Source organism: Williamsia sp. M5A3_1d (assembly GCF_053345315.1).
In genome coordinates, this window is sequence record NZ_JBKEZX010000002.1 from 46,988 (window position 1) to 72,004 (window position 25,017).

The following is a 25,017-nucleotide window of genomic DNA, read 5'->3' on the forward strand; positions in this document are numbered from 1 at the left end:
ACCCCAGCCCCCGGTTTCCTTTGAGAACGCGTGCGACACGCGCGGGTTTCAGCGCGACGGTTCGAGCGGCGCGGACTCGAGGGGCGTCGGACGGCCCGGGAGTTCCATGCGGATCAGGGCGCCGCCCATGTCGGACTCACCGGCGACGACGGTGCCCCCGTGTTTGCTCACCACCTGATGCACGATCGCGAGCCCGAGCCCGGATCCGGGCATCGAGCGGGCGGCGGTCGACCGGTAGAAGCGGTCGAACACGAGCTCACGGTCCTCCGGCGGGATGCCCGGTCCGGCGTCACCGACGGCCAGTTCCACGCGGTCGGGGCCGATCGGCCGCAGGGTCACGACCACCGGCCGGTCGCGGGGACTCCACTTCGCGGCGTTGTCGAGCACGTTGAGCACCGCGCGCGACAGGCCGTTGGACTCACCGAACACGAACCACGGCGTGATCGAGACCGCGAAGTCGACGTCGTTGCGCCGCCGCCGGACCCGCTCCAGAGAACGCTCGAGGACCTCGGACAGATCGACCTCCTCGTGCACCACCTGCGGCGCGTCGTCGCGCGCGAGGTCGACGAGATCGCCGACCAGGGTGGACATCTCCTCGATCTGCGCCATCACGTCGGCACGCAGGTCGGCCATGTCGGCCTCGGGGAGGGCCCGTGCGCCGGGGGCGCTGCTCGCGATCAACAACTCGAGGTTGGTACGCAACGACGTGAGAGGGGTGCGCAGTTCGTGCCCTGCGTCGGCCACCAGTCTCGATTGTCGGTCCCGCGATTCGGCCAGCGCACGCAGCATGAGGTTGAAACTCTGTGTGAGACGGGCGAGCTCGTCGCTACCGGTCACGGTGATGGGATTGAGATCGTCGGTGCGGGCGACGCGTTCGGCGGCCTGGGTGAGGCGGGCGACCGGGCGCAGACCGGCGCGCGCGACGGTGGTGCCGGCGACGGCGGCGAGGATGACACCGCACCCCCCGACGATCGCGAGCACCCACGCGAGGCGGCCCAGCACCTTGTCGGTCGGGCCCAGACTCTGCGACATGATCAGGGTGTTGCCGTCGACCAGCTTGCGCGCCATCACACGCTGGTTGTCAACCGTCCGCAGGGTCGAGGAGGTCCCGCTGTCACCGGCCACCACCGCCTTCTCGGTGGGGCCGTACGGCACGTCACCGATCTGGAAGGCGCGGCCGTTGGGCAGCACCAGCGCGACCGACATGTCGGTGGAGAACAGCGTGCCGGCCACCAGGCTCTCGGGCGAGTCGTCGAGCACGCCATAGCGGGCCAGCTGGGTGATGCCGTCGGCGCGGTTGAGCAACTGGGCGTCGACGTCGGCGTACATGGCGCGGTAGACCACCGCGTAGGCGCTGACCGCCATCACCGCGACCGCGATGCCGACGACGGTCGCGGCGAGCAGGGTGACGCGCAGTCGCAACGAGATGGAGCGGGTGAGCGCGGTGGCGTCGCGCATCCGCCCGTGGCCTGAGGTCACCGATGCGTCCCGCTCACGGCGGTGTCTCGCGGAGCACGTAACCGATGCCGCGCACGGTGTGGATCAGACGCGGTTCCCCGTCGGCCTCGGTCTTGCGCCGCAGATAACCGACATAGACCTCGAGCGCGTTGCCCGACGTCGGGAAGTCGTAGCCCCACACCTCCTCGAGGATGCGGCTGCGCGTGAGCACGCGACGCGGGTTGGCCATCAACATCTCCAGCAGCGCGAACTCGGTGCGGGTGAGGCTGATCGACCGTTCACCCCGGCTGACGTCGCGGGTCACGGGGTCCATGGTGAGGTCGGAGAAGGTCATGGCCTCGGAGTCGGCGTCGACCTCGCCGCCGGCCCGGCGCATCAGCGCGCGGAGTCGGGCCAGGAGCTCCTCGAGCGCGAACGGCTTCGGCAGGTAGTCGTCGGCGCCGGCGTCGAGGCCCGACACCCGTTCGGAGACGCTGTCGCGGGCGGTGAGGACCAGGATCGGCAGGTCGTCGCCGGTGCTGCGGAGTCGTCGACAGACCTCGAGGCCGTCGAGACGGGGCATCATCACGTCGAGGACGACGGCGTCGGGACGGGTCGACGCGATCTGCTCGAGCGCCTCGACCCCGTCACCGGCGGTCTCCACGGTGTAGCCGTTGAACGACAGGGAACGGCGAAGGGACTCACGGACCGCGCGGTCGTCGTCCACCACCAGGATGCGCATACGCACCAGTGTGACGTGAACTGCTGAGACCTCGCTGAGACACGTCGCATCGACGCGAGAAGGTTGATGCGCGCAACTGCTTCGCGCGATCACCGAATCGGATGTACTCAACGTCTGTCATGTACGCATCTGTGGAAGCTCACAAACCTCGCACACTTCGCCTCGAAGCCACGTCCCGAACCCCTAGCGTCCGTACTCGTTCGTACAGTCGGAGATGAAGGGTTCGGGGATCATGGCAACAGGGGTGGGAGTTCCGGGAGAGTCGCTGCGTCCGATCTGGCCGCACGCGGACGCGTTGATCACCTCGGAATGTCGGGGGCTGCGCTTCAACGGCAAGTACGCCGACGTCGTCGCGCTCAGCACCGGCGACCCGACCGCGCTGCGGCCGACCATCGACGAGGAGACCCGCAAGCGCGTCGCGACGATGCCCGCACCGCGTCGCGACACCGCACTCATCCTCGGCGCCAACGGGTTCCTGGGCGCCCACCTCATCGGCACCCTCACCCGCGACCCGTCGATCACCCGCGTCTACGCGATGATCCGGCCGACCGACACCCAGACGGTGGAGCAGCGACTGCAGGAGACACTCGACCAGTACGAGATCTCGGCGAACACCGCGAAGGTCGTGTTCGTGGAGGGCAACGTCACCGAACGCCGCTTCGGCCTCGTCAAGGAGCGCTACCTCGAGCTCGCCGACGACGTGGGCCTGGTCTACAACTGCGCGAGCTCCACCGACTACGTCTCGAGCTACCTCGACCTGCGGCAGGACTGGTTCATCAGCCTCCTGCGCACCCTCGAGTTCTCGATCACCCACACCCGCAAGCACGTCACGTACGTGGGCAGCATCGGCGCGCACCTCTACCAGCGGCCCGAGGACTTCCGACGCGCCGACTCGTGGTGGTATTCCGGCTACGCACAGATGAAGTGGGTGAACGCCGCGCTGCTCGGGTGGCTGTCGCAGTCCGACACCTACTCGGTGACGCTGTGCGAGGCGCCCTACATCCTGGGCAGCACCCAGCGTGGACTCGATCCCGGTCGGGCATACAGCTTCTGGCGCATCGTCGAGGTCGCCATCGCCGTCGGCGCCATCTGGGACGGACCCGGCATGAACTACGTACCCGTAGACGTCATCTGCGAGGTGATGGCGCGCAACGCCACCTCCGAGCAGCCGATGACACGCCTCCTGCCGAGCAATCCCGAGGACTACGACCACGGTCTCTACGCCGATCTGCTGGGACTGGAGCTGGTCACCTGGGACGAGTTCTTCGGCAAGGTCGCCGATCTCGTCGGCACGCGGTTCGCCCAGACGATGCTCGGTGACAACATCGACATCCTGATGCGCAAGGTGCACAAGCCCGAGGCGATCCTGCCCGCCGACCACGACGCGACGTGGTGCGACCACCGCCGCCTGTTCGAGCTGTACTTCAGCACGGTCAAGCTCAAGGACATGGCCGCCTCCGCATGACCCACGACGGTGGACGCACCCGGCGGGTCGAACCCGTGTCGGTGCGTCTGTCCGACACCCCGCTCGCCGGGGAGCTCGTCAACGCCACGTACTCGGTGGGTTTCTACCTCGCCTGCGCGGGCATCGGACTGCTCCCTCGCCGAGTGGGGTCACCCCTGCTCGAAAGGTATGTGTCATGGGCAGCCTCGATGGACGAGGGCCGATCGCATTGACGACCACCCTGCGTCGGTGGCTCGTCGGCGTCGTGGCCGCGGCGGCGGCGTTCGTGGGAGCGGTCGTCTACTGGCGTCTGCGGTTCTTCTTCCGTGACCCGCAGCGCACCCCACCGACCGATCCACGTGCGGTGGTCGCCTCGGCCGACGGATTCGTCACCTACGTCAAACGCGTCGAGAACGGTCAGGTGCCCTTCGCGGTGAAGAAGGGCCGCACCATCGAGCTCTCGGAGTTCACCGACGCGGTGCACGCCGAGCCCGGATCACCGGATGCCAGTGGCTATCTCGTGGGCATCTACATGTCGGAGTACTCGGTGCACCGCAACCGCTCGCCCATCGCGGGGTCGGTGGTGTTCCGCCGACACCGCAGTGCCGACCCCTCCAACCGGTCGATGGCACGTGTCGGGGCCAACCTCATCGCCCGCCACTCCCCATACGACGAGGGCTGCGACTACCTGCTGGCGAACGAGCGACTCACGATCGGCGTGGAGCACCCGAACGGCGCGGTCGCGACGGTCACCCAGATCGCCGACCTGTGGGTCGACCGGATCGTCGCCCACGTCGAGGTCGGCGACACCCTCGATCGCGGTGAGCAGTACGGGATGATCCGTTTCGGCTCGCAGTGCGACGTGTTCCTCCCCGACTCCCTCGTCGCCGAGATCACCGTCAGCCCGGGGCAATACGTGTTCGCGGGCAAGACCACGGTCGCACTGTCACCGGTGTCGGTCGCGCAGATGCCGCCCGTGACGCCCCGCACCTCGGCACGGACACCGCAGGAGGTCCACTCGTGATCACCGTCCGCCCGGTGCAGTCCGCACGCGACTGGGACGATTTCGCCGCGGTGTACCGCACCGTCTACCGCGACGATCCGCACGCACTGCCCGACGAACCGATCGACCTGACGATCCTGCGTCGACCGAACCCGGAACTCGCTCAGGAGCGGCGATTCCAGGCGTTCGTGGCCCGCGACGGCGACCGACCGGTGGGGCGTGTCGTCGCGATCCACGACCTCGCCTTCACCCGGTACACCGGGGAATCGTTGGGATTCTTCGGTTTCTACGAGGCCATCGACGACCACGTCGTCGCGACCGACCTGCTCGACGCCGCGTCGGCGTGGCTGTCGGTGCGCGGGCTCGCCACCATGGCCGGGCCGTTCAGCCCGTCGATGTTCTACAGCGCCGGCATCGTGGTCGACCCGCAGCCACGTCTGCCCCTGATCGGGATGCCGCACAACCCGATCCACTACGCAGAACAGTTCGAGAAGTGGGGACTGGTGGGTATGAAGGACTTCTACAGCTACCGGTTCGACGAGCCGTACCAGATGTTCTGCAGCGAGAAGTTCGCCCGCCACAAGCAGCTCTACGAACGGGTGAGTGCTCGGTCGGAGATCACCTTCCGGCGCATGCGATACCGGACGCTGGCGCGCGACACCGAGATCATCCGCGAGCTGTACAACACGACGTTTCGGGACTTCTGGGGCTTCTCTCCGCTGTCGCGACCCGAGATGCGCGACCTGCAGAAGATGATGCTGCCGATCCTCGACCCGCATCTGACGTTGCTGGCGGAGTACCAGGGCAGGCCGGTCGCGTTCTTCATGGGCATCCCTGATGCGAACCAGGCGATGGAGCGCGCGTCGAGGTTCCGGTTCCGCTGGGTCCGCGACGTCGCGACGCTCTGGTACGTCAAGGGCCCCAAACGGACCCGCCTGATGGACGGTGTCCGGGTCGACATGATGCTCGTCGACTCGACCTGCCCCGACCGGTCGGTCGCCTCCCAGGTCATCGTCGAGATGTGGCGCCGCATCGAAGAACGCGGTTACACGCGGATGGAGGGCGCGCCGGTCCTCGACGACAGCGAGTGGATGAAAGGGTCGGTCCTCTCGCGCGTCGAGATGGGCCCGTACCGGACATATCGGATCTACAGCCGGGACCTGGACCCGGCGTGAGCCGGTGGCGCGGGGACAGCAGGAGACGATCGCAGGTGGCGAGAACGCATGGTTGACACCGCACAGCATCCCGGAGAGCGGCAGGGACGCGAACTGCCCACCGGTCGGACACCGATCGGCCGGCGGTGGGGCGAGTTCGTCGCACGGCACCGCCACCGCGTCATCGTCGTCGGCCTGCTGCTCGCCCTCGGCTCGGCCGCGCTGTACCCGGCGCTGCAGTCGAAACTGGTGGGTGTCGACTTCTCGGTGTCGGGAACCGATTCGAGCCGCTCCGATGCCCTGGTCGCACGACATTTCGCCGACTACGGCACCGAACAACTCGCGGTGACCTTCTCCTCGACCACGCTCTCGACCGGCGACCCGGCCTTCCGGTCGCGGGTCACCGCCGTCGTCGACGACCTTCGCACCTCACCCGACGTCGTCAGCGTCGTCGACCCCTATCAGACACAGGGTTTCGCGCCGCAGATCTCTCAGGACAAGACCTCGGCGGTCGCCCTCGTCGGGGTCCGCGGCGACGCGAGCGAACGCATCGGTGTCGCCGAACGCCTCCAGGACCGCCTCGCCGACGCCTCCCGAGACGGCGTGACGGTGGCGATGACGGGGTACTCCCCCATAACGGTCGACCTCACACGGGTGGAGTCGGACGACGCGACCCGCGCCGAGAGTGTCGGCATCCCGTTGGCCCTGCTGGTGTTGGTGCTGGCCCTCGGCGGTCTGGTCGCCGGCCTGATCCCGTTGATCTCCACCGGTTTCGGGCTGCTCATCGCCTTCGGTGTGATCGCACTGCTGGCGAACGTCATGACCTTCGACATCCTCGTCACCACGGTCGCGTCGATGATCGGGCTCGGGCTCGGCATCGACTACTCACTGTTCATCGTGAGTCGGTTCCGCGAGGAACTCGCGCGCCGCGGGGTGACCACGCGCGACGACACCGAGGGCATCCGACGGTCGGTCGGTGTCGCGATGGCGACCGCCGGGCACACCATCGCCGTCTCCGGCCTGGTGGTGATGATCGCGCTGGCGTCGTTGACCATCGTCGACGTGCCCGCCGTGCGCACCATCTCCCTCGTCGTGGCGGTCACCATCGTGTGTGTCCTCGCGGTGGCGTGGACGATGCTGCCCGCCGCACTGGCGGTGCTGGGACCCGCGGTCGATCGCATCGGGCTGCCCGCCCGCTACCGCCCCGCCGACGCCCGCTCCCCCGAGACGCTCACCGCAGGCGGCAGCTGGTGGGCCCGCTGGGCGCGACACGTGATGCGCAACCCCTGGCGCCACGCCGTCGCCGGGGTGCTGCTGCTGGTGATCTGCATGATCCCCATCGGTTCGATCCGGTACGGCGTCGACATCGGGACCGCGGCGCTGCGTGACCAGCCGAGCGGTCCGGCGAACACGGTGCTGTCGGAGAAGTTCGCCGCCGGCACCATCTCACCGATCACCACGGTGTTCACCGGCGGGTCGGGCGATGGGCAGCTCTCCGAGGGCCAGGCCGAACGCGCCGTCGAGTTCGAATACGGCCTGCGCACCGACCCGAGGGTGTCGTACACGTACTCGCAGAGCAACGACGGCCGGTCGCTGATGGTGGTGATACCCGCGGTCGCGATCGACTCGACCGACGCCATCGAGCTGGTGGCGAGCATCCGCGACAAGGCCGCGACGATGACCGCCGACGGCGGTCCGCGCGCCTATGTCGGCGGGACCACGGCGCTCGTCGTCGACGCCTCCGACGAGATCTCGCAGAAGATGCCGTGGGTCGTCGCGCTGATCCTCGGGTTCTCGCTGCTCTATCTCGCACTGGTGTTCCGCAGCGTCGTGATCCCGGTGAAGGCCGTGGTGATGAACGTCCTCGTCACCGGCGCGGCCCTGGGGCTCACGGTGGCGGTGTTCCAGTGGGGGTGGCTGCAGTCCATGTTGGGTTTCACCTCGGCCGGCTACATCCAGGTGTATCTACCGGTGACCGTGTTCGCGGTCGTGTTCGGCCTGTCGATGGACTACGAGGTGTTCCTCATCGGACGCATGCGTGAGGTGTTCCGCCGCGACGGCGACAGCGACGCCGCCGTGGTCGACGGCATCGAACACACCGCACGACCCATCACCGCCGCCGCGGCGATCATGGTCGTCGTGTTCGGTGCGTTCCTCAGCGCCGACGTGCTCGAACTCAAACAGTTCGGCTTCGCCCTCGCGGTCGCGGTCGTCTTCGACGCGATCCTGGTCCGGATGATGCTGGTCCCCGCGATGATGACCCTGTTCGGCTCCCGCAACTGGTGGCCCGGAACACGCTGAGTTCGATCCGTCTCACGACACGACACAGGGCCGGTCGCCGCAATTGCGACGACCAGCCCTGTTCGGTGCTGTGGGAGAAGTGCCTAGCGACGGTCGAGATCGATGATCCCGAGCTTCACTGCCTTCACGAGGCGACGCGGCACACGCTGGCTCACGCCACCGGCCTTCACCTCTTGCAACGGCGGGTTCTCCGCCTTCCACTGCGAACGACGGCTGCGGGTGTTGGACCGCGACATCCTGCGCTTCGGTACAGCCATGATCAAGCCCTTCTTCGAATTCCACTCACGTCTGGGTCGGACGCGCTCGGCGCCCGTAACGGCGCTCGAACTTCTCGACTCGTCCTGCCGTGTCCATCACGCGGGTCGCCCCGGTCCAGAACGGGTGCGAGTCGGACGTGACATCGACAACCACAAGAGGGTACCGGTTCCCGTCCTCCCACTCCAAAAGCACATCGGAGTGCAGCGTCGACCGCGTGAGGAACGTCTTCCCCGTCGCGGAGTCGCGGAACAGCACGGGGTGGTAGTCGGGGTGGAGTCCTGGCTTCATGGTCGGTCTGCCTCTCGCGGGTGGGTGGCGGGACTATCGGTGGAGTCGGTGAACACATCGGTCGGATCGAACTCGGGGTCGCACGGTTCCCGGTGAAAGGTGCCGAACGGGTCGGGCCAGCGGTCCCAGGCGTCCTGACCGGCGGCGAGTTCGGCGTCGGTGAGGCAGGCGCCGCGCAGGGTGTCGGTGATGTGGCGCGGGTCGGCGCGATGGGTCAGCACGACGAGGCTGGTGTCGCGGTCACCGAAGTCGGGATGCCACCGCAGCGAGGCCATCGACACCCGCTCGGGCGCACACCGGGCCACCTCGTCGGAGGTCATCGTCGCGAGCCACGGACCACCGGTCGCCACCCGGAGACCGCCACCCGCGCTCTCGAGCCACAACGCCTCGTCGGGTTGGGTCGCCACCCACAGCCGTCCGCGCGAGCACACGACGCCGTCGAGAAGGCAGTCGATCGCTTCGTGGAGACGACCCGGGTGCATCGGTCGATCGGAGGTGAACTCGACGATCTGCACTCCACAGTCGTCGTCGAGCGGCGGCTGTCCGGGCAGCAGGGGGTCGTGGGCGCCCATGCTCCGGCCACGGCGTGCCTGCGACGGGACGGCCGCGAGCAGGGCCTCGATCATCGGCGCCGACACCGGACGCTGCGGGGTCTCGAGGAGCACCGGGGCCCGCGGCGCGAGTCGCGCCACCACCGCCCCGAATCGCGCCGCCTCCCAGCTGTCGCCGGCGGTCGCACCGACGACGAGGGCGTCGGCGAACTCGACGTGGCCGACCGCGACCTGCGCCATCGTCCGCTCGTCCTCGTCCCCCTCGTCCGCACGGTCGCGGGACAGCAGTCCGGCCTCGGCGAGGGTCTCGTCACCTGTGGCGTCGGCGAGCCAGGTGGCGCCGTCGACGCATCCGATCACCGCCGCGATCTCCACGTCGCGACCGGCGGGGCCGTCGATCTGGCCCGGTACGTCGGCCACCACGACGTGCTCGATCGCCCAGCACAGCGGCTCGGGCTCGATCAGGGCGTCGAGGGCCAGCACGATCCGCTCGACCCGGCCGCGGCGGTGCAGTGATCGCAGCAGTGGCAGCAGGTCTTCCCGCAGCGCACACGACACGCACCCGTGCGGCAGGTCGATCTCGGTGACGCGGGTCAGCGGGGCACCGGCGGTGTCGTGGGCGCGCATCGTGCGGGTGATCGAGCCCCGCGACAGTGCGGCCAGGTCATGGTGGATCACCACCGTCCCGGGCGTCGCCATCACCGAGGCGACGGCATCGACGGCCAGCGGGTCGAAGCCGGCGACGACCACGACGGGTGTGCGGTTCACGGCCACCGACCGCTCCCTTCGTTGTTGATAACCATTGTCATCATGGTGCTAGCGTAGACCGTATCGACAATCGTTTCCAACAAGGCCGTCGCCGCGGCGGCCCACGATCGGAGGGACCATGTCCGCCCACTGCCAGGTGACCGGGCGCAAGCCCGGTTTCGGCAAACAGGTGTCGCACTCACACGTGCGCACCAACCGCCGCTGGAACCCGAACATCCAGCGGCGTCGCTACTTCGTGCCCGGTGAGGGACGCAACATCACGCTGCACGTCTCGGCCAAGGGCATCAAGACAATCGACCGTGACGGCATCGACGCCGTCGTGGCTCGCATCCGCGCACGGGGGGAGAAGATCTGATGGCCGGCAAGAGCACCGACATCCGGCCGATCGTGAAACTGAAGTCGACGGCGGGCACGGGCTACACCTACGTGACACGAAAGAACCGCCGCAACGACCCCGATCGCCTGGTGGTCCGCAAATACGACCCGGTGATCCGCGCGCACGTGGACTTCCGAGAGGAGCGCTGAGCAGCGATGGCCAAGAAGTCGAAGATCAACCGCAACGAACACCGACGCGCGGTCGTCGCACGTCACGCCGCCCGGCGCGCCGAACTCAAGGAGATCGTGCGCAGGCCCGGATCGTCGGACAACGAACGCGCCGCCGCGCAGCTGGCGCTGCAGCGGCTGCCCCGCGACGCCAGCCCCACCCGTGTGCGCAATCGCGATGCGGTCGACGGTCGTCCGCGTGGTTTCATCGGTAAGGCAGGCGTATCCCGGATCCGTTTTCGGGAGATGGCCCACAATGGCGAGCTTCCCGGCGTCACGAAGTCGAGCTGGTGACGGCTGCGTCGACCGGTGGTCAAGAGCGGGTCAGATCTCGCGTAAGATGGACAATCGGCGATTGACCGAACGACAATGAACTGAGGAAGCGATCATGGCTGCCAAGCCCACCCGTAAGCGCAACGAGAAGCCGACGAAGGTCGCCGCGAAGCGCAACATCCTGCGCGAGCGCAAGATCGACCACATCGACTACAAGGACGTCGCCCTGCTGCGCACGTTCCTCTCCGACCGCGGCAAGATCCGCAGCCGTCGCGTCACCGGCCTCAACCCGCAGCAGCAGCGACAGGTCGCCACCGCGATCCGCAACGCGCGTGAGATGGCCCTGCTCCCCTTCGTCACCACCGGTAGGTGATCGTCGGCCGACCGGTACGCCACCCATCGCGATGGTCGACCGGTCGGTTTCTCGTTCCATGATCGCCGCACCCTAGACGGCCCCGGTGTCCGGAGTCGTCCAGGGTTTCACCGTCATCTTCATCGTGATCGCGGTGGGATACGTGTTGGGTCGCACCGAGGTCCTCGGGCCCGACGCCCAGCAGGTGCTCGCCCGCCTGGTGTTCTTCGTGTTCACCCCGGCGCTGCTGTTCGACTCCCTCGCCACCACCGACGTCTCGGTCATCTTCTCCTCGACCCTGGTGATCGCCGGGGGCAGTGCGTTGATGATCGGGCTGGTCTACTTCGTGCTGGCCCGGTTCGTGTTGCGCCGCGAGATCCCCGAGGCCACGATCGGCGCACTGGCGTCGTCGTACGTCAACAGCGCCAACCTCGGCATCCCGATCGCGATCTTCGTGCTGGACGACGCCTCGTTCGTCGCCCCACTCCTGCTGTTCCAGATCATGATCTACTCCCCGATCGCGTTGACCGCGCTCGATCTCACCGCGCTGCGTGACACACCGGGCCGGATCACCCTGCGCGACACCGTCATCGCGCCGCTCACCAACCCGATCGTGCTGGGCGGCGCGGCCGGCCTGGTGATCTCGATCGCAGGCTGGCACCTCCCACACGCCGTCGCCGAACCGGTCTCGATGCTCGGCAACGCCTCGGTCCCCGGCGCGCTGCTCGCGTTCGGCCTGTCGCTGACCGGCGTGTCGGTCCTCCGCAAGGGCGAGAGTCCGCGACGCGATGTCGCGCTGGCGTCGGTGCTCAAGATGATCGTGCAGCCGCTGCTGGTGTTCGCGCTGGCGTACTGGCTGTTCGGCGAACGCGGCCACATGCTGTTCGCGCAGGTCGTCATCGCATCGCTGCCCACAGCACAGAACGTGCTCGTCTACGCCACCCGCTACCGACGCGGCGAGGTCCTCGCCCGCGACACCGCACTGGTCACCACGGTCGCGTCGATCCCCGTCATCGCGATCGTGGCCCTCCTGCTCGCCTGAGCAGATTCATGACATATGTCGTGGCGGCGACGCCGCGGCATTGGTTACCGTCGGTCACATGACCGAACCGTCGCCCTCGTTCGACAAACGTGCACGGCTTCGCGCCTCCGATGCCGACCGGGCCCTGGTGCACGACATCCTCGCCGCCGCCATGACCCAGGGACACCTCACCCCGGTCGAATACGAGACGCGGGCATCGACGGCGGTGTCGGCGACCACGTTCGGCGAGCTCGACGCCCTCACCGACGACCTCCCGGTCAACGACATCACCGCACGCGCAGGCGAGCTGTCGCTCACCAAAAACGCTGTCGCACCGGCCTACACGATCGCTGCGGGGCCCGGTCCCGCGGCGGTGGGCACCAAGGTCGCGGTGATGAGCGGTACGGAACTGACCGGCACCGTCCCGGTCGGCGAGCGCCTGAACGTCGTCGCGGTGATGGGTGGCGCCGAGATCGATCTGCGCCGTGTCGAGTTCACCTCGCCCGTGCTGACCATCCAGGCGGTCGCGATCATGGGAGGCGTCGAGATCCTCGTCCCCGAGGATGCGCACCTACAGGTGAACGGGATCGGCGTGATGGGCGGCTTCTCCCACGATGCTGCCGGCCGTGGGCGGCCCGGAGCACCCACCATCGTGGTGAACGGACTCGCCCTCATGGGCGGTGTCGAGGTGTCACGCAAACCGCCCTCGATCTCCCGCCGCTGAATCAGGTCAGGCGGTCGAGCAGTCCGCGGGCATCGACCGGTGCGCGGACCTTTGCATCGTTGTCGAAGTAGACGTGGACGTCGCCGTGGTGCGCACGCTCGGCGAACCTCCCCGCCCACGTGTCGAGCGCATCGTCGGTGTAGCCGCTCACGTAGATCTCCGCGTCGCCGTGGAGTCGGGCGTAGGAGAAGTCAGCGGTGATCTCGTCGATCACGGGAAACTTCTCGGCCGAATCAGCCAGCACCACCGCGACTCCCGCCGCTCGCAGGATCTCGGTCACGGTGTCGTCGACGAAGCTGGGGTGACGTACCTCGAGCGCATGCCGCATCGGTCGATCGACCTCCACGGTGGTCCACGCCCGTCCGTCGAGGCGGGCATCGTGCGCCCGGGCGAGTTCGGCTGCGGCCGAAGTGGTCGACGGCAAGCGTTCCACGAAGGCCTGCAGGACAGCGGCATCGAAACGCATGGTCGGCGGTAGCTGCCACAGGACGGGCCCAAGTTTGTGCTCGAGGGACAGCATGCCCGAGGCGAAGAAGTTGGCCAGCGGGGTCTCGACGTCGACCAACTTCTTCATGTGGGTGATGAACCGCGGACCCTTCACCGAGAACACGAAGTCGTCGGGTGTGGCCTCAGACCATCTGCGGTAGCTGTCGGGCTTCTGCAGCGCGTAGAACGATCCGTTGATCTCGACCGAGTTCAGTGTGCGCGAGAGGTGTTCGAGCTCGCGTCGCTGCGGCAGACCCTCGGGGTAGAACGTGCCCCGCCACGGCGGGTACACCCACCCCGACGTCCCGATCCGGATGCTGCCGGCCGCACTCACCGACGGCGGCCCCGACGCGACCCGAGGTAGTCGCCGACCACGGCCGCACCGAGTCCGTCGAGATCAGGCGCCACCACGCGGCCACCGATACGGCGGGCGACCTGGTCGATGAACCGCTCGAGACTCGGATCGTCGCCGAGCCGGAAGATGGTGACCTGCGCGCCGAGTCTGGAGATGTTGTCGAGTTCGCGCACCGTCATAGCCAGCGTCGCCGGGTGCGGCGGCCAGTCGAAGAAGGCATGCCCGTCGGGTTCGAGGTGCGAGGTCGGTTCACCGTCGGTGACGATGAGGACCACCGGTTGCGCGTTCGGGTGCTTGCGCAGATGCCTGCCCGCCAGCAGCAGGGCGTGGTGCAGGTTGGTGCCCTGCTCGGCCACTGCCTGCAACCCGGTCAGCTCGGCGATGTCGATGCTGCGGGCATGGCGCCCGAACGCGATGATCTCGAGCTCGTCGCTGCGGAACCGGGTGCTGATGAGGTGGTTGAGCGCGACGGCGGTCCGTTTCATCGGCAACCACCGACCCTGCATCTCCATCGAGAACGAGGTGTCGACCAGCAACACCACCGCGGCCTGCGTACGCGACTCGGTCTCCGACACCTCCACGTCTCGCACGTCGATGCGCACACCGTGACGGGCGAGATCGCCTGCGGCGAGTGACCTCTCGGGGTCTTCGATGATGGTGCGCCGCACCGCGTTGCCGACCGTCGCGGTCACGTCCCACGGTTCGGTGTCACCGAACTCCCACTCACGGGTGGCCCCGGTCGATTCACCGGTGGCCCCCGCACGGCGGGTCTGGCGGTCCCCCGAGCGGCCCGAGAGTCGGTCGGCGACGTCGCGGAAGATCGATTGACCCAACTGCCGCATCGCCTTCGGCGACAGGCGGAGGTTGCCGTCGGCGTCGCGGTGGAACATGCCCTGTTCGGCCAGCGCCTTCTCCAGCTCGGCCAGTGTGCGTGCGTCGACAGCGGCCTCGGGACCGAGCTGACGTGCCAGGGCCTCGAGATCGATGTCGTCGAGCTGAGATCCGTTGTACTGCTGGGACAGTTGCTCCGACAGCGATTCGAGTTCGGCGAGATCCTGCAGGGCGCCGACTCCCTCGCCCATCCCCATGCCCTGCTGACCCTCGAAGTCCTGCGAGTCACCCCAGCCCGCGTCGGGTCGGGCCTCGCGCAGCGCAGAGTCCATCTGGCTCAACTGGTTCATCAAGTCGGGTGAACCGAAGGCCTGCTGCGACAGCTGGTCGAGCTCGGCCCGCTGCTCGGGTGAGAGCGAGTTGTAGAAGGCCTGCGCCGCGGCGGCCCGCTTGGCCAGCGAATCGATCAGTTCCTCGGTCGACTGCGGGTTGTCGGGGAAGTGCTGACCGTGTTTGCCCATGAACTCGTCGAATGCCTCGGTGGTGTCCTCGCCGCGATTGTGCGCGGCGAGCAGCTCGTTGAGATCGGCGAGCATCTCGGTGATGGCGGCACGGTCCTCGTCGGTGGCACCCTCGAGCGCCTGCTTCATGCCGGCGAACCGTTGGTCGAGCATCTCCCGACCGAGGAGATCTTTGATCTTGTCGTAGTCGGCCTTGGCCTCGGGGCTGCGGAACTCGTAGTTCGCGAGCTCCTGCACCGCCTGCGCGGTCGACGGAGACAGGTTCTCGATCTGCATCTCGGCGAACCGCGCGTCGTCGTCGAGGTCGCGGGCGAGCTGTTTGCGTTCGGCCAGAACGGCTTTGTCGAGCAGCTCCTTCACCTCGGCGAACGTGCCGTCGAGGTTGCGCTTCTTCAGCAGCTCCTGCCGCTTGCGGTTGATCTCCTCCCGCAGCTTGTCGAGACCGCGCATCTCACTCGTGCCACGGCGCAGGTACTCGCGCATGGCGCGTTGCGGCGAAACGCCGGCCATCACGTCGGCGCCGATCTCGTCGAGCGCGTCGCGCAGGTCGACCGGTGGTGCCAGCGGGTCGGGCCCACCGGTGTACCGCCGATAGCGTGAGCGATGGAATCTGTTGCGGGCCATCTTCAGTCTCTGTCCGTGAGGTGTGTGTCAGCCGTAGATGGTCTGGCCGGAATCGTCGGCCTCCTTGCCGATCCGGCGGGCGAGGAACAATCCCTCGAGCGCGAGTTCCAGTGCGCTGGCACGTTCCCCGTCGTCTGTTGCCTCGAGGCGCTCGGCGATCGTGTCGATGACCTTGCCGGTGGTGTCGGGGGCCGGGATCGATCCGAGCAGTTCCTTCGCCGTCACGCGGTCACCGGTGACCACCGGTTCGCCGCTCTCGAGCGCGGAGACCAGCGGGGCCATGTCGATGCCGGCGAGGTGCTCGCGCACGGTGTCGGCCGTGGCCTTGCGCAGCAGGTGCTCGAGGATCTCCATCTCGCGACCCTCCTCACCCGACTCGAACTCGACCTTGCCGCGCAGCACCTCGATCACCGAGCCGAGATCGACGACGCGGGCGACGGCGGCCTCCTCGCCGACCACGGTGGCGCGGTGGAGTGCCGCCGCGGCCACGGTCTCGGCACCCGCGATCGCGAAACGCGCGGAGATGCCCGAGCGCTGGTCGACCGACGGGTGGTCGCGGACGTAGCGGGTGAAACGCGCCAGGATCTCGGTGACGAAGGTCGGCACGGTGGCGACGAGATCGGCCTCCTGCTCGATGACGGCGACCTCGTCGTCGAGCTCGAGTGGGTAGTGCGTGCGGATCTCGGCGCCGAAGCGGTCCTTGAGCGGGGTGATGATGCGACCGCGGTTGGTGTAGTCCTCGGGATTGGCGCTGGCCATCAGCATCACGTCGAGCGGCAGGCGCAGTGAGTAGCCGCGGACCTGGATGTCGCGCTCCTCCATCACGTTGAGCATCGACACCTGGATGCGCTCGGCGAGGTCGGGGAGCTCGTTGATGGCGACGATGCCGCGGTGCGCGCGCGGGATCAGTCCGAAGTGGATGGTCTCCGGGTCACCGAGGCTGCGACCCTCGGCCACCTTCATCGGGTCGACGTCGCCGACGAGGTCACCGACGGAGGTGTCGGGGGTGGCGAGCTTCTCGGCGTAGCGCTCGGAGCGGTGCTTCCAGGCGATCGGCAGGTCGTCCTGCAAGTTGGCGGCCTTGCGGATCGACGCCGGGGTGATCGGCTCATAGGGGTGCTCGTTGAGCTCGGCGCCCTCGATAACCGGCGTCCACTCGTCGAGGAGGCCCACGAGGGTGCGCAGCAGTCGCGTCTTGCCCTGACCGCGCTCGCCGAGCATGACCACGTCGTGACCGGCGAGCAGCGCGCGCTCGAGCTGCGGGATCACGGTGGTCTCGAACCCGACGATGCCGGGCCACGGGTCGGCGCCGGTACGCAGGGCGGTGAGGAGGTTGTTGCGGATCTCGTCTTTGATCGATCGCTGGATGTGTCCGGAGGCGCGGAGTTCTCCGAGGGTGCGCGGCGTGGGATGAGCGGTTTGCTGAGACGTCACCACTCCACGCTACGAGCCTTTGTATGTCCGTGCACTCGAACCCTGGTCGAGGCGGGTCTACTGCTCCTCCCGCGCGGCGCCCGGCGTCCCGCCGAGCGTGCCGAAACTGACCGCCGACCGTGCCGAAACTGTGCGCCGAGCGTGCCATCAGACGCGGCGACCCACCGGATCGGCACGGTCGGCGGGGGTTTTCGGCACGGTCGGCGGGGGGTTTCGGCACGCTCGGCGGGGGTTTTCGGCACGGTCGGCGGGGTGGCGCCGGGGTCAGCGGACGGCGAGCCAGGCGGCGAGGGCGAAGCCGAGGATGCCGATGGTGATGCGCAGCGGGGTCTCGGGGAGGCGGGCGACGACGGGAGGTCCGGCGTACCCGCCGGCGAGGCAGCCGACACCCATCGCGACCGCGGCGACCCAGTGCACCGGGCCGGTGGCGGCGAACACGATCGCGGCGACGAGGTTGCAGATGCCGAGCAGAGCCGACTTCAGCAGCGTGGCGCGCCACAACGGATGGGCGCTGGTGACCAACGCCAACGCGAGGAAGATGGTGCCCGCACCCGCGCCGAAGTAGCCGCCGTAGACCGACACGATCGCGATGCCGACGGCGAAGACGGTGGGCAGTTCGCGATGACCCGCCATCCGCCGCAGCCAGGGCTGGGCGAGCACGGCCGCCGAGGCGAGCGCGACGAGATAGGGCACCACGGTCTCGAACGAGCCGGGCGATGATCGCAGCAGCAGGATGGCCCCGGCCAGACCACCGGCCGCCGCGAGCAGCCCGAGCGCGACGAGTCGCCGGGGTTCGTCGAGCAGCTTCGAACCCGACTGCGCGCTGCTGCCGACACCGACCGACACCAGCGCCACGGTGTTGGTGACGTTGGCCGCCAGCGGTGGCAACCCGGCGAGAAGGAGCGCTGGGTAGCTCACGATCGACGCGAGACCGGTGATGTAGCCGACCAGTCCGGCGCCGAAACCGGCGGCCACCAGCAGCGCGAGGGTGAGGATCGTCATCACCGATGACAGTACGCGCGGGTAAAGGGTTCACCCTGATTTGAACACTTGGGACATCGGCCCCCGGTCGCCGATGATTCTCGGCGTGATCGAGATCCATGACCTGACGAAGACATACGGCCGCGGCGCCGATGCCGTGACCGTGCTCGACCGCATCGACTTCACCGTCGCCGCCGGTGAGATCTTCGCTGTCGTCGGGCCGTCGGGTGCGGGTAAATCCACGCTCGCGCAGTGCATCAACCTGCTCGAACGTCCGACGTCGGGCGAGGTGGTCGTCAACGGCGAACGCCTGACCGATCTCGACCCTAGAGCGCTGCGGGTGGCACGACGCCGCATCGGGACCGTGTTCCAGTCGGCGAACCTGCTGAGCCGACGCACCGCCGCGCAGAACGTCGCGCTGCCGCTGGAGTACCTCGGCGTGACGTCCGCGCAGACGAAGGCCCGCGTCGCGGAGTTGCTCGACCGAGTCGGATTGTCCGCGCACGCAGACAAATACCCGCATCAGCTCTCCGGTGGGCAGCGACAGCGGGTCGGCATCGCCCGGGCCCTCGCGCTACGGCCGTCGGTGCTGCTCTCCGACGAGGCGACCTCGGGTCTCGATCCCGCAGCGACCGAATCGTTCCTCGAACTGCTCCGCGAGGTGCGCGACGACCTCGATCTCGCGGTCGTGTTCATCACGCACGAGATGGACACGATCGTGAAGATCGCCGACCGCGTCGGTCGGCTCGATCACGGGCGTATCGCCGAGCAGGGCGCCGTCGTCGACCTGCTCCTCGACCCCGGATCCGTTCTGGGCGAGGCCCTCCGCCCGCAGGGCGCCGCTTCGGCCGCCGCGCCGGGACAGGTCGTCCTCGAGGTCACCCACAGCTCGGTCGCGGTCCCCGCCGACTGGATCGTGCGACTGTCGACCGAGATCGGGTCCCCGGTGTCGGTCCTCGGTGGCCATGTCGGCGACGTCGCCGGGGTGTCGGTGGGTCAGTGGACCCTCGCCGTGGATTCCTCTGCCGCAGCCAAGGTCCCGGGCGCGGTCAGCGCACTGGGATTGTCGGTCCGCACCGACGTCTCCTCGGCCTCGGTGGTCGCGGCATGAGCGCCACGACATCGGTGCTGGCATCGATCACGGTGCCGACCAACGAGATCCCCGGCCTGCTCATCCCCGCCTTCCGCGACACGGTCATCATGGTCGGGATCGTCATGGTCATCGTGCTGCTCGTCGGCGTGCCACTCGGCGCGATCGTCCACAACCTCGCTCCCGGTGGGCTGTTCGAGAACCGCCGACTGCACACCCCGCTGTCGTGGATCATCAGCATCGGCCGGTCGCTGCCCTTCCTGGTGCTGATGACGTCGATCATCCCGTTCACCCGCTTCATCACCGGCACCAACATCGGCATCCCCGCCGCCGTCGTCCCGATGTCGATCGCGGGCATCGCGTTCTTCACCCGCATCGTCGAGAACTCGCTTCGGGCGGTACCCACGTCGGTGGTCGCCGCGGCGACCGCATCGGGCGGCTCGAACCTCCAGATCATCTGGACCGCGCAGATCTCCGAGGCCCTGCCGAACATCGTCGGTGGTCTGACCATCAACACGATCGCGATGATCGAGTACTCGGCGATCGCGGGCACCATCGGCGCCGGCGGTCTCGGCTACATCGCGGTCACCTACGGCTACCAGCGTTTCGACCACCAGGTGATGATCGCGACCATCGTGACCCTGGTGATCACCGTCGCGGCCATCCAGCTCATCGGCGACGCCCTCGTACGGTTCCTGACCCCGGAGAAATCCAGCCGCTCGACCACACGCCGAGTGGACAAGGTCTCCGCCCCCGTCTGACCCACCCGTTCGACCCGACACACCGCGCACGCCGAACCCGGTCTGCGCAGATCATCCCTGCCCGGAAGAAGAGAACATGACCCAGACACCCAGTGCACCCGTGCGTGACGACAACTCGGGATTCGAGGTGAAGAACAATCGTCGCCGACCGCTGATCATCGGTGCCGTCGTGCTGGTGGTCGTCATCGTCGCCGCCGTGATCGGTTGGCGCATCGCAGGATCGGACGACAAGTCCCCCAACGACACCGCGGGCGCGACCCTGACCGTCGTGACCGCCGAGGGCAACGCGAACGAGCAGGCTCTCGTCGACTACATCGCGAAGAACGTCGCACCGAAGTACGGCATCAAGGTCGCGTTCAAGGGTCTCGCGGACTCCACCACGCTGAACCGTGCGGTCAGCGACGGCGAGGTCGCCGGCACGATCTACCAGCACAAGCGGTGGTTGTCGCAGGTCCTCGAGGCCAACCCCGACTTCAAGGAGGTGGCCGCGACGCCGGTCTTCCGCTGGGGCTTCGGCATCTGGTCGGACAAGTACACCGACGTCTCACAGCTGCCGAACGGCGCGAAGGTCTCGCTCTACTCCGACCCGGCCAACGAGGCCCAGGGCCTGTGGCTGCTCGAGCGTGCCGGTCTGATCACCCTGAAGTCGGGGATCGACAAGTCGCGGGCCACCCAGAACGACATCGCCACCAACCCGAAGAACCTGCAGTTCACGCTGCTCGACTTCGCGGCCCAGTCGCGAGCTCTGCCCGACCTCGACGCCACCGTCGGCTACACCGAGTACTACCTCGCCGCGAACATCCCGATCAGCAAGCAGATCTTCGCACCGGCGGCACCCGACGAGTTCGCAGGCCAGCTCACCATCGGCACCCGTTGGCAGAACTCCGAGAACATCAAGAAGCTCGTCTCGGTGTTCAAAGACCCGGCCGTGCAGAACTACCTCGCGACCGATCCCACCGTGAAGAACATCCTGCTGCCCCTCTGATCTGCCGATCAGGGTGATCTGACGGCAGCAGACACGCCAGACACGACCCGGCCCCCGTCCGCGACCACATCGCGGACGGGGGCCGGGTGCTGTGCGCGGGACCCTATTTCGTGGCCAGCGGCGCCACGCCGCCGCTGATGTCGGTGATCGCCCAGTTCTTGTTCTTGTCGACCGTGATCGGGTACAGCGCAGTGGTTTTCACGCCACCGGGCGACTGGACGTTGGTGACCTGCACGTCGACGAACACCTGCACCACGTAGACACCGTTGTTCTGCGACTTGATGTCGCTGCCGACCAGCGTGCCCTTCGACACCCACTGCAGCTGTCCCAGCAGTTGCCGCAGAACGGGTTCGGTGTCGGCGAACTGTTTGATCATCGCGTCGTCGACACCGGTCTTGAGCGCCGCGAACCAGGGATCGAAGTTGCGGTAGTCGATCTCGGCGGCTTTCACGGCGTAGTCACTGGCGACGTCCTGCGCCCGCTGGGCCTGTGCGTTCTGCGACTGCAGGCTCCGGTAGTCGTCGCGGTAGCCCAGCGCGGAGACGATCGCGACCGTCGTGGCCACGGCCAACACCACGACCACCAAGGCCGCGGTGATCAGCAGTCCGCGGCCGGGGCGCCGACCCGACGCTGATGCCGACGATGCCTTCTCGGCGCGCGTACTCGATGCTTTGGGAGCGCCGACCGGCGACGCGGGTTCCTCTGCGACAGCGGGCTCGACTGCCGCAGCAGGTTCGGCCGGTTTCGCGGGCTCACGTGTGCGGGGTGAGCGGCCGTCGAGTCCGGAGAACTCCGAGGCGGCCCTGTCGGTGTCCGATGTCGTCGAGTCGTCGTCCGGTGAACCCAACTCAGACACTGGCGGTCATCTCCTTGTGCATGCGGGCGAGGCTACTTGGTGGCCACGCGGAACCGTACGACACCGTTCTCGTCGACGACCTGCAGGCCGCGTTCGACGAACGACGCGATGTCGATGTCGGTGGCAGGCGCGATCTGTGAGATCAGCGGCAACAGCACCGCCAGCGGCGGCGTCACCTTCGGCAGGATGCGCTGCAGGTAATCGCTGAGTTTCGTGACGAACGGGTTGATCACCTGATCCCACGCCACCGCGCCGTTCGTCGCACTCGCGAGACCCGGGAAGAGTCCGAACAGTGCGGTGATCCCCGGTCCGTTGACGCCGAGAGCTCGCGATCCCGACGACAGCGGCGGGCCGATGCCGTCGGCTTTCCGCACGAATTCCTGTGCGGTGTCGAACAAGTCGGAGAACTCGGTGCGCTGCGTGGTGACCGTGCGGGAGAACTGGTTCGAGAACTCCCCGAGCTTGGTGATGTCGTCGTCGCGGCCGATGTATCCGGCGTTGATGGTGTTCGCGATGCTCGTGAGTCGCTCGGGATCGATCTGGCCGACCAGTCGCTGCAGGTTGGTGAGCGTCTCCCCGACGGTGGCCTCGGTGGCCACGTTCCGGCTGAGCACCGCGCCGTCGCGCAGGTACGGGCCGGCGGCCCGGGTGGAGCTGAAATCCACGTACTGCTCGCCGACGAGCGACAGGTTGGCCACCGTCACCTCGGCGTCGGCGGGGATGTCGTATCCGGCGTCGATCGACAGCGTCGCGCGCAGACCGTCGGGGCGGACCGCGATGTCGGTGACCTGGCCGACCTCGATGCCGTTGTAGAGCACCCGCGAACGCGGGAGCAGACCACCCGACGACGCCATCTCCACGGTCACGGTGTCGGTGTCGGCGAACGGCTTGAGCTTCAGGATCCCGATCCCCAGGTAGGCCGCCAACGCCACCGAGACGACAAGCAGCATCACCAGCGACGTGCGCACCCCGATCCTCATCGCCGCATCCTCATCGCCCCATCGGTCATCGCATGGCCCCGATCATCCGCAGTGTCGATGCCACCGTGCGGATCTGGTCGTTCGAGGCCGTCGGCGTCGACAGGCCGCGCGGGGAGGTGATGTCGACGATGTTCACAGACGGGCTCGCGAGGAGCGGCAGGATCTTGTCGTTGACCAGTGTGTCGAGACGGGCGATGTCCGACGGCGCCGACGCGTCCAACGACACGGCGAGATCGACGAGCGGATTGGCGGTGTCGATCAGACCGACGAGCTGCTCGTAGCGCGGTCCGAGGAGCTTGGTGACGCTGGTGAGCTGGAAACCCAACGAGGTCAACACCTTCGTGAACCCGACGAACGACACCAGTGCCCCGCCGATGCGTTCGGGCCCCACGTCGAGCGCGAATCCGAGGCCCGGTCCCTGCTCCTGCACCGAGCGGCCCAGCACACCGAGCGAGTCGAGGATCTCGCCGACCGACGACGAGTTCTCGGCGATGCGGGCGATCAGTTCGCGGGAGGTCTCGATGCCCTTGTCGCGTTCGCCCTTGTTCTGCGGGAAGGCGGTGTTGGCCTTGTCGACGGTGCGCTGGATCTTCTCCAGTGTGCCGCCGTTGGCCAGCGCCGCGATGCCACCCAACAGGTCTTCGACGGCCGGGGTGACCGTGGTCTGCGCGAGCCCGATCGTCGCGCCGTCACCCAGCCGTGCGCCGCCACCGGATGTGGGTGGGGTCAGCGAGATGTAGATGTCGCCGAGCAACGTCGACTGCTCGAGCGCGGCACGGGTACCCTGCGGCACGTCCACGTTCTTCTCGATGTCGACCGTCGCCACGGCCACCGGTGACGTGGCCGAGCCGCCGATGCCCACCGACCGCAACACCCCGACCTTCGTACCGTTCAGCAACACCTTGCTCCGCGCGGGCAGGTTCAACACGTTGCTGAACTCGATCTTCAACGCGCGGCTCTCCCCCGACACCCGCGTACCGGGCAGCGGCAGGTCGGTCACCTGGAGTCCGCACGCGGCCGTCATCCATGCGACGAGCAGCGTCGCCATCACCAGCACGGTGCGCCGAGCCCGGCGCCGGTCGCCGATCATCGGATACCTCCCGATCCGAGGACGAGGGCAACGAGGTCGGTGTCGACCGACGCCTGTGCGCCCGGGGATGGTCGGCACGATCCGGCCAGGGCCCGGTTGAGGGCGGCGCAGGTCACGCCGGCCGAGGCGACGGGCACCCGGACGCGCGGGGGCTTGACCGTGATGGCGAGGCCGGCCTGCTTGTCGCGCGCCATCGCCTGCAGCGCCGACATCACCGGCGGCAGCGACTTGAGGAGCGCGACGATCTGGTCGGTCGGCAGGAGTTCGACGAGAGGTGTGATGAGGCCCAGCAGGGTGAACAGGATCGGGTCGAAACGCTCCAGGTTCGACGCCAGCTTGGGCACGACCGAGGTCAGTCTTACGAGCGCCGGGTTGAGTTCGCGGGTGAGGTCGCCCAGCGCCGTCGCGAACTTGCCGACGTTGTCGACCGCGAGTTGCACGTCGGGCCATCTCTGGACGAAGAAGTCGGCGAGCTGCTGGCCGTTGCTGATCAGCGACCGCAGCTGGGTGTCGCGCAACTGTGGATCGCCCAGTGCCGCACCGAGTCCCTGGACGGCACGATTGAAATCCTGTGCGGTGCCCTTGAGGCTGTCGTCGACCGACGCCAGCGCCGTGCGCACCGCCTGCTGCTGCTCGGGTGAGCGGCCACCGGCGTCGGTCAGCTGCGCCGAGAGCTTGTCGAACGCCGAGAACGCCTCGCTGAGACTCTTCGGGGTGCGGGTGCGCGCCAGCGGGATGCAGTTCGCGGGGTCCCAGGTGGCGCCGCCGACGTAGCTGGTGGGGATCTCCAGGCGCCGGTCGGTGACGATGGAGTCCGAGGTCGTCACCGCCGACACGTCGGCCGGGAGCTTGATCGACGAGTCCATCGAGAAGTTCACGCGGACATGGCCGTCCGACGGTGCCACTCCGGTCACCGTGCCGATGGTGACGCCGCGCAGGGTGAGGTTGCTGCCCTGGTAGAGCCCGATCGAGTCGGACATGATCGCGCATCCCGAGGTGCTCGACGCGTCCTCGCCCGCCCGTACCGCGGCGACGCCGCCGACGATCACGGCCACGATGGCGATCACGATGACCGACCGGGTCGCCCAGCGGCGCAGTCCGGACGGCGCGGGTGCCGATGAGTTGGGCACCGGGGATGCGGGCGGAGTCATGGGAGTGGTCATG

The 25,017-nt window shown here is 68.0% G+C and carries 27 protein-coding genes; 14 read left to right on the top strand and 13 right to left on the bottom strand.

The features are described 5' to 3' along the window. Positions 1-48: 48 nt before the first annotated feature. Both ACLBW1_RS07835 and ACLBW1_RS07840 read right to left on the bottom strand, forming a co-directional pair. Entirely contained in the window at positions 49-1,458 is a 1,410-nt protein-coding gene (locus ACLBW1_RS07835; RefSeq protein ID WP_447812133.1) for an ATP-binding protein, read from the bottom strand. A gap of 34 nt (positions 1,459-1,492) precedes the next feature. After that, entirely contained in the window at positions 1,493-2,179 is a 687-nt protein-coding gene (locus ACLBW1_RS07840; RefSeq protein WP_045823995.1) for a response regulator transcription factor, read from the bottom strand. Positions 2,180-2,411: 232 nt separating this feature from the next. On the opposite strand from ACLBW1_RS07840, the gene ACLBW1_RS07845 reads away from it, so the two are divergent. The 5 genes from ACLBW1_RS07845 to ACLBW1_RS07865 are packed head-to-tail and all read left to right on the top strand — an operon-like array spanning position 2,412 to position 8,081. Further along, positions 2,412-3,644, top strand: coding sequence for an SDR family oxidoreductase (locus tag ACLBW1_RS07845; protein ID WP_447811260.1), 1,233 nt, complete (start codon positions 2,412-2,414; stop codon positions 3,642-3,644). Then, the gene (locus ACLBW1_RS07850) at positions 3,641-3,856 is read left to right on the top strand and encodes a serine/threonine protein phosphatase (protein ID WP_447811261.1); all 216 of its coding nucleotides are present in this window, start codon (positions 3,641-3,643) and stop codon (positions 3,854-3,856) included. Before ACLBW1_RS07845 ends, ACLBW1_RS07850 begins: the two co-directional genes overlap by 4 nt. After that, complete coding sequence (locus tag ACLBW1_RS07855) at positions 3,820-4,647, top strand: phosphatidylserine decarboxylase (protein ID WP_447811262.1); 828 nt, start codon at positions 3,820-3,822, stop codon at positions 4,645-4,647. Before ACLBW1_RS07850 ends, ACLBW1_RS07855 begins: the two co-directional genes overlap by 37 nt. Beyond that, entirely contained in the window at positions 4,644-5,801 is a 1,158-nt protein-coding gene (locus ACLBW1_RS07860; RefSeq protein WP_447811264.1) for a hypothetical protein, read from the top strand. Before ACLBW1_RS07855 ends, ACLBW1_RS07860 begins: the two co-directional genes overlap by 4 nt. A 48-nt stretch (positions 5,802-5,849) precedes the next feature. After that, the gene (locus ACLBW1_RS07865; RefSeq protein WP_447811265.1) at positions 5,850-8,081 is read left to right on the top strand and encodes an MMPL family transporter; all 2,232 of its coding nucleotides are present in this window, start codon (positions 5,850-5,852) and stop codon (positions 8,079-8,081) included. An 83-nt stretch (positions 8,082-8,164) separates the two neighbouring features. On the opposite strand, the gene rpmF is transcribed toward ACLBW1_RS07865, so the two are convergent. The 3 genes from rpmF to mrf are packed head-to-tail and all read right to left on the bottom strand — an operon-like array spanning position 8,165 to position 9,952. Then, a complete protein-coding gene (rpmF, locus tag ACLBW1_RS07870; RefSeq protein ID WP_045824000.1) occupies positions 8,165-8,338 on the bottom strand; it encodes a 50S ribosomal protein L32 in 174 nt (57 codons plus the stop codon). Between the two features lie 25 nt (positions 8,339-8,363). Beyond that, the gene (locus tag ACLBW1_RS07875) at positions 8,364-8,627 is read right to left on the bottom strand and encodes a type B 50S ribosomal protein L31 (protein WP_447811266.1); all 264 of its coding nucleotides are present in this window, start codon (positions 8,625-8,627) and stop codon (positions 8,364-8,366) included. Continuing rightward, positions 8,624-9,952, bottom strand: coding sequence for a ribosome hibernation factor-recruiting GTPase MRF (gene mrf, locus ACLBW1_RS07880; protein ID WP_447811267.1), 1,329 nt, complete (start codon positions 9,950-9,952; stop codon positions 8,624-8,626). The genes ACLBW1_RS07875 and mrf overlap by 4 nt, the downstream gene beginning before the upstream one ends. 112 nt (positions 9,953-10,064) lie before the next feature. On the opposite strand from mrf, the gene rpmB reads away from it, so the two are divergent. The 6 genes from rpmB (at position 10,065) to ACLBW1_RS07910 (ending at position 12,859) form a co-directional block, all read left to right on the top strand. After that, positions 10,065-10,301: a 50S ribosomal protein L28 gene (rpmB, locus tag ACLBW1_RS07885; protein WP_447811268.1), complete on the top strand. Its 237-nt coding sequence runs from the start codon at positions 10,065-10,067 to the stop codon at positions 10,299-10,301. Continuing rightward, a complete protein-coding gene (gene rpmG, locus ACLBW1_RS07890; protein WP_447811270.1) occupies positions 10,301-10,471 on the top strand; it encodes a 50S ribosomal protein L33 in 171 nt (56 codons plus the stop codon). Before rpmB ends, rpmG begins: the two co-directional genes overlap by 1 nt. 6 nt (positions 10,472-10,477) lie before the next feature. Further along, positions 10,478-10,783 carry a 30S ribosomal protein S14 gene (gene rpsN / locus ACLBW1_RS07895; RefSeq protein WP_447811271.1) on the top strand — a complete coding sequence of 102 codons (306 nt, stop codon included), beginning with the start codon at positions 10,478-10,480 and terminating at the stop codon, positions 10,781-10,783. Between the two features lie 94 nt (positions 10,784-10,877). After that, the gene (gene rpsR / locus ACLBW1_RS07900) at positions 10,878-11,135 is read left to right on the top strand and encodes a 30S ribosomal protein S18 (protein WP_045824006.1); all 258 of its coding nucleotides are present in this window, start codon (positions 10,878-10,880) and stop codon (positions 11,133-11,135) included. Positions 11,136-11,220: 85 nt separating this feature from the next. Next, positions 11,221-12,156: an AEC family transporter gene (locus ACLBW1_RS07905; protein ID WP_447811274.1), complete on the top strand. Its 936-nt coding sequence runs from the start codon at positions 11,221-11,223 to the stop codon at positions 12,154-12,156. A 58-nt stretch (positions 12,157-12,214) separates the two neighbouring features. Beyond that, the gene (locus tag ACLBW1_RS07910) at positions 12,215-12,859 is read left to right on the top strand and encodes a DUF1707 SHOCT-like domain-containing protein (RefSeq protein ID WP_447811276.1); all 645 of its coding nucleotides are present in this window, start codon (positions 12,215-12,217) and stop codon (positions 12,857-12,859) included. 1 nt (position 12,860) lies between these two features. Here the strand turns inward: ACLBW1_RS07910 and ACLBW1_RS07915 are convergent, their stop codons facing one another. From ACLBW1_RS07915 to ACLBW1_RS07930, 4 genes are all read right to left on the bottom strand, one after another. After that, entirely contained in the window at positions 12,861-13,679 is an 819-nt protein-coding gene (locus tag ACLBW1_RS07915) for a DUF72 domain-containing protein (protein WP_447811277.1), read from the bottom strand. Beyond that, positions 13,676-15,676 (bottom strand): VWA domain-containing protein, encoded by a 2,001-nt coding sequence (locus ACLBW1_RS07920; RefSeq protein WP_447811279.1) that lies wholly within the window; start codon positions 15,674-15,676, stop codon positions 13,676-13,678. Before ACLBW1_RS07920 ends, ACLBW1_RS07915 begins: the two co-directional genes overlap by 4 nt. Before the next feature lie 27 nt (positions 15,677-15,703). Next, positions 15,704-17,110, bottom strand: a complete 1,407-nt coding sequence (locus tag ACLBW1_RS07925; RefSeq protein WP_447811281.1) for a sigma 54-interacting transcriptional regulator — start codon at positions 17,108-17,110, stop codon at positions 15,704-15,706. A 264-nt stretch (positions 17,111-17,374) separates the two neighbouring features. Beyond that, positions 17,375-18,112 carry a TSUP family transporter gene (locus ACLBW1_RS07930; RefSeq protein WP_447811283.1) on the bottom strand — a complete coding sequence of 246 codons (738 nt, stop codon included), beginning with the start codon at positions 18,110-18,112 and terminating at the stop codon, positions 17,375-17,377. Between the two features lie 85 nt (positions 18,113-18,197). Here ACLBW1_RS07930 and ACLBW1_RS07935 point away from each other — a divergent pair, with 85 nt between their 5' ends. The 3 genes from ACLBW1_RS07935 to ACLBW1_RS07945 all read left to right on the top strand — a co-directional run bounded on the left by ACLBW1_RS07935 (position 18,198) and on the right by ACLBW1_RS07945 (position 20,927). Continuing rightward, on the top strand, positions 18,198-19,202 hold the full coding sequence (locus tag ACLBW1_RS07935) for a methionine ABC transporter ATP-binding protein (RefSeq protein WP_447811285.1): 1,005 nt from the start codon (positions 18,198-18,200) through the stop codon (positions 19,200-19,202). Further along, positions 19,199-19,942 (top strand): methionine ABC transporter permease, encoded by a 744-nt coding sequence (locus ACLBW1_RS07940; protein ID WP_447811287.1) that lies wholly within the window; start codon positions 19,199-19,201, stop codon positions 19,940-19,942. The genes ACLBW1_RS07935 and ACLBW1_RS07940 overlap by 4 nt, the downstream gene beginning before the upstream one ends. Positions 19,943-20,018: 76 nt before the next feature. After that, a complete protein-coding gene (locus ACLBW1_RS07945; RefSeq protein ID WP_447811288.1) occupies positions 20,019-20,927 on the top strand; it encodes a MetQ/NlpA family ABC transporter substrate-binding protein in 909 nt (302 codons plus the stop codon). Positions 20,928-21,030: 103 nt separating this feature from the next. Here ACLBW1_RS07945 and ACLBW1_RS07950 read toward each other — a convergent pair whose 3' ends face one another. Genes ACLBW1_RS07950 through ACLBW1_RS07965 form a run of 4 tightly spaced genes read right to left on the bottom strand, consistent with a single transcriptional unit; the run spans position 21,031 to position 25,016 of the window. Beyond that, positions 21,031-21,783, bottom strand: coding sequence for a hypothetical protein (locus tag ACLBW1_RS07950; RefSeq protein WP_447811289.1), 753 nt, complete (start codon positions 21,781-21,783; stop codon positions 21,031-21,033). A 32-nt stretch (positions 21,784-21,815) separates the two neighbouring features. Beyond that, positions 21,816-22,763 (bottom strand): MlaD family protein, encoded by a 948-nt coding sequence (locus tag ACLBW1_RS07955; RefSeq protein WP_447811290.1) that lies wholly within the window; start codon positions 22,761-22,763, stop codon positions 21,816-21,818. A 25-nt stretch (positions 22,764-22,788) separates the two neighbouring features. Beyond that, a complete protein-coding gene (locus tag ACLBW1_RS07960; protein WP_447811291.1) occupies positions 22,789-23,853 on the bottom strand; it encodes an MlaD family protein in 1,065 nt (354 codons plus the stop codon). Next, on the bottom strand, positions 23,850-25,016 hold the full coding sequence (locus ACLBW1_RS07965; protein ID WP_447811292.1) for an MlaD family protein: 1,167 nt from the start codon (positions 25,014-25,016) through the stop codon (positions 23,850-23,852). The genes ACLBW1_RS07960 and ACLBW1_RS07965 overlap by 4 nt, the downstream gene beginning before the upstream one ends. Position 25,017 lies beyond the last annotated feature (1 nt).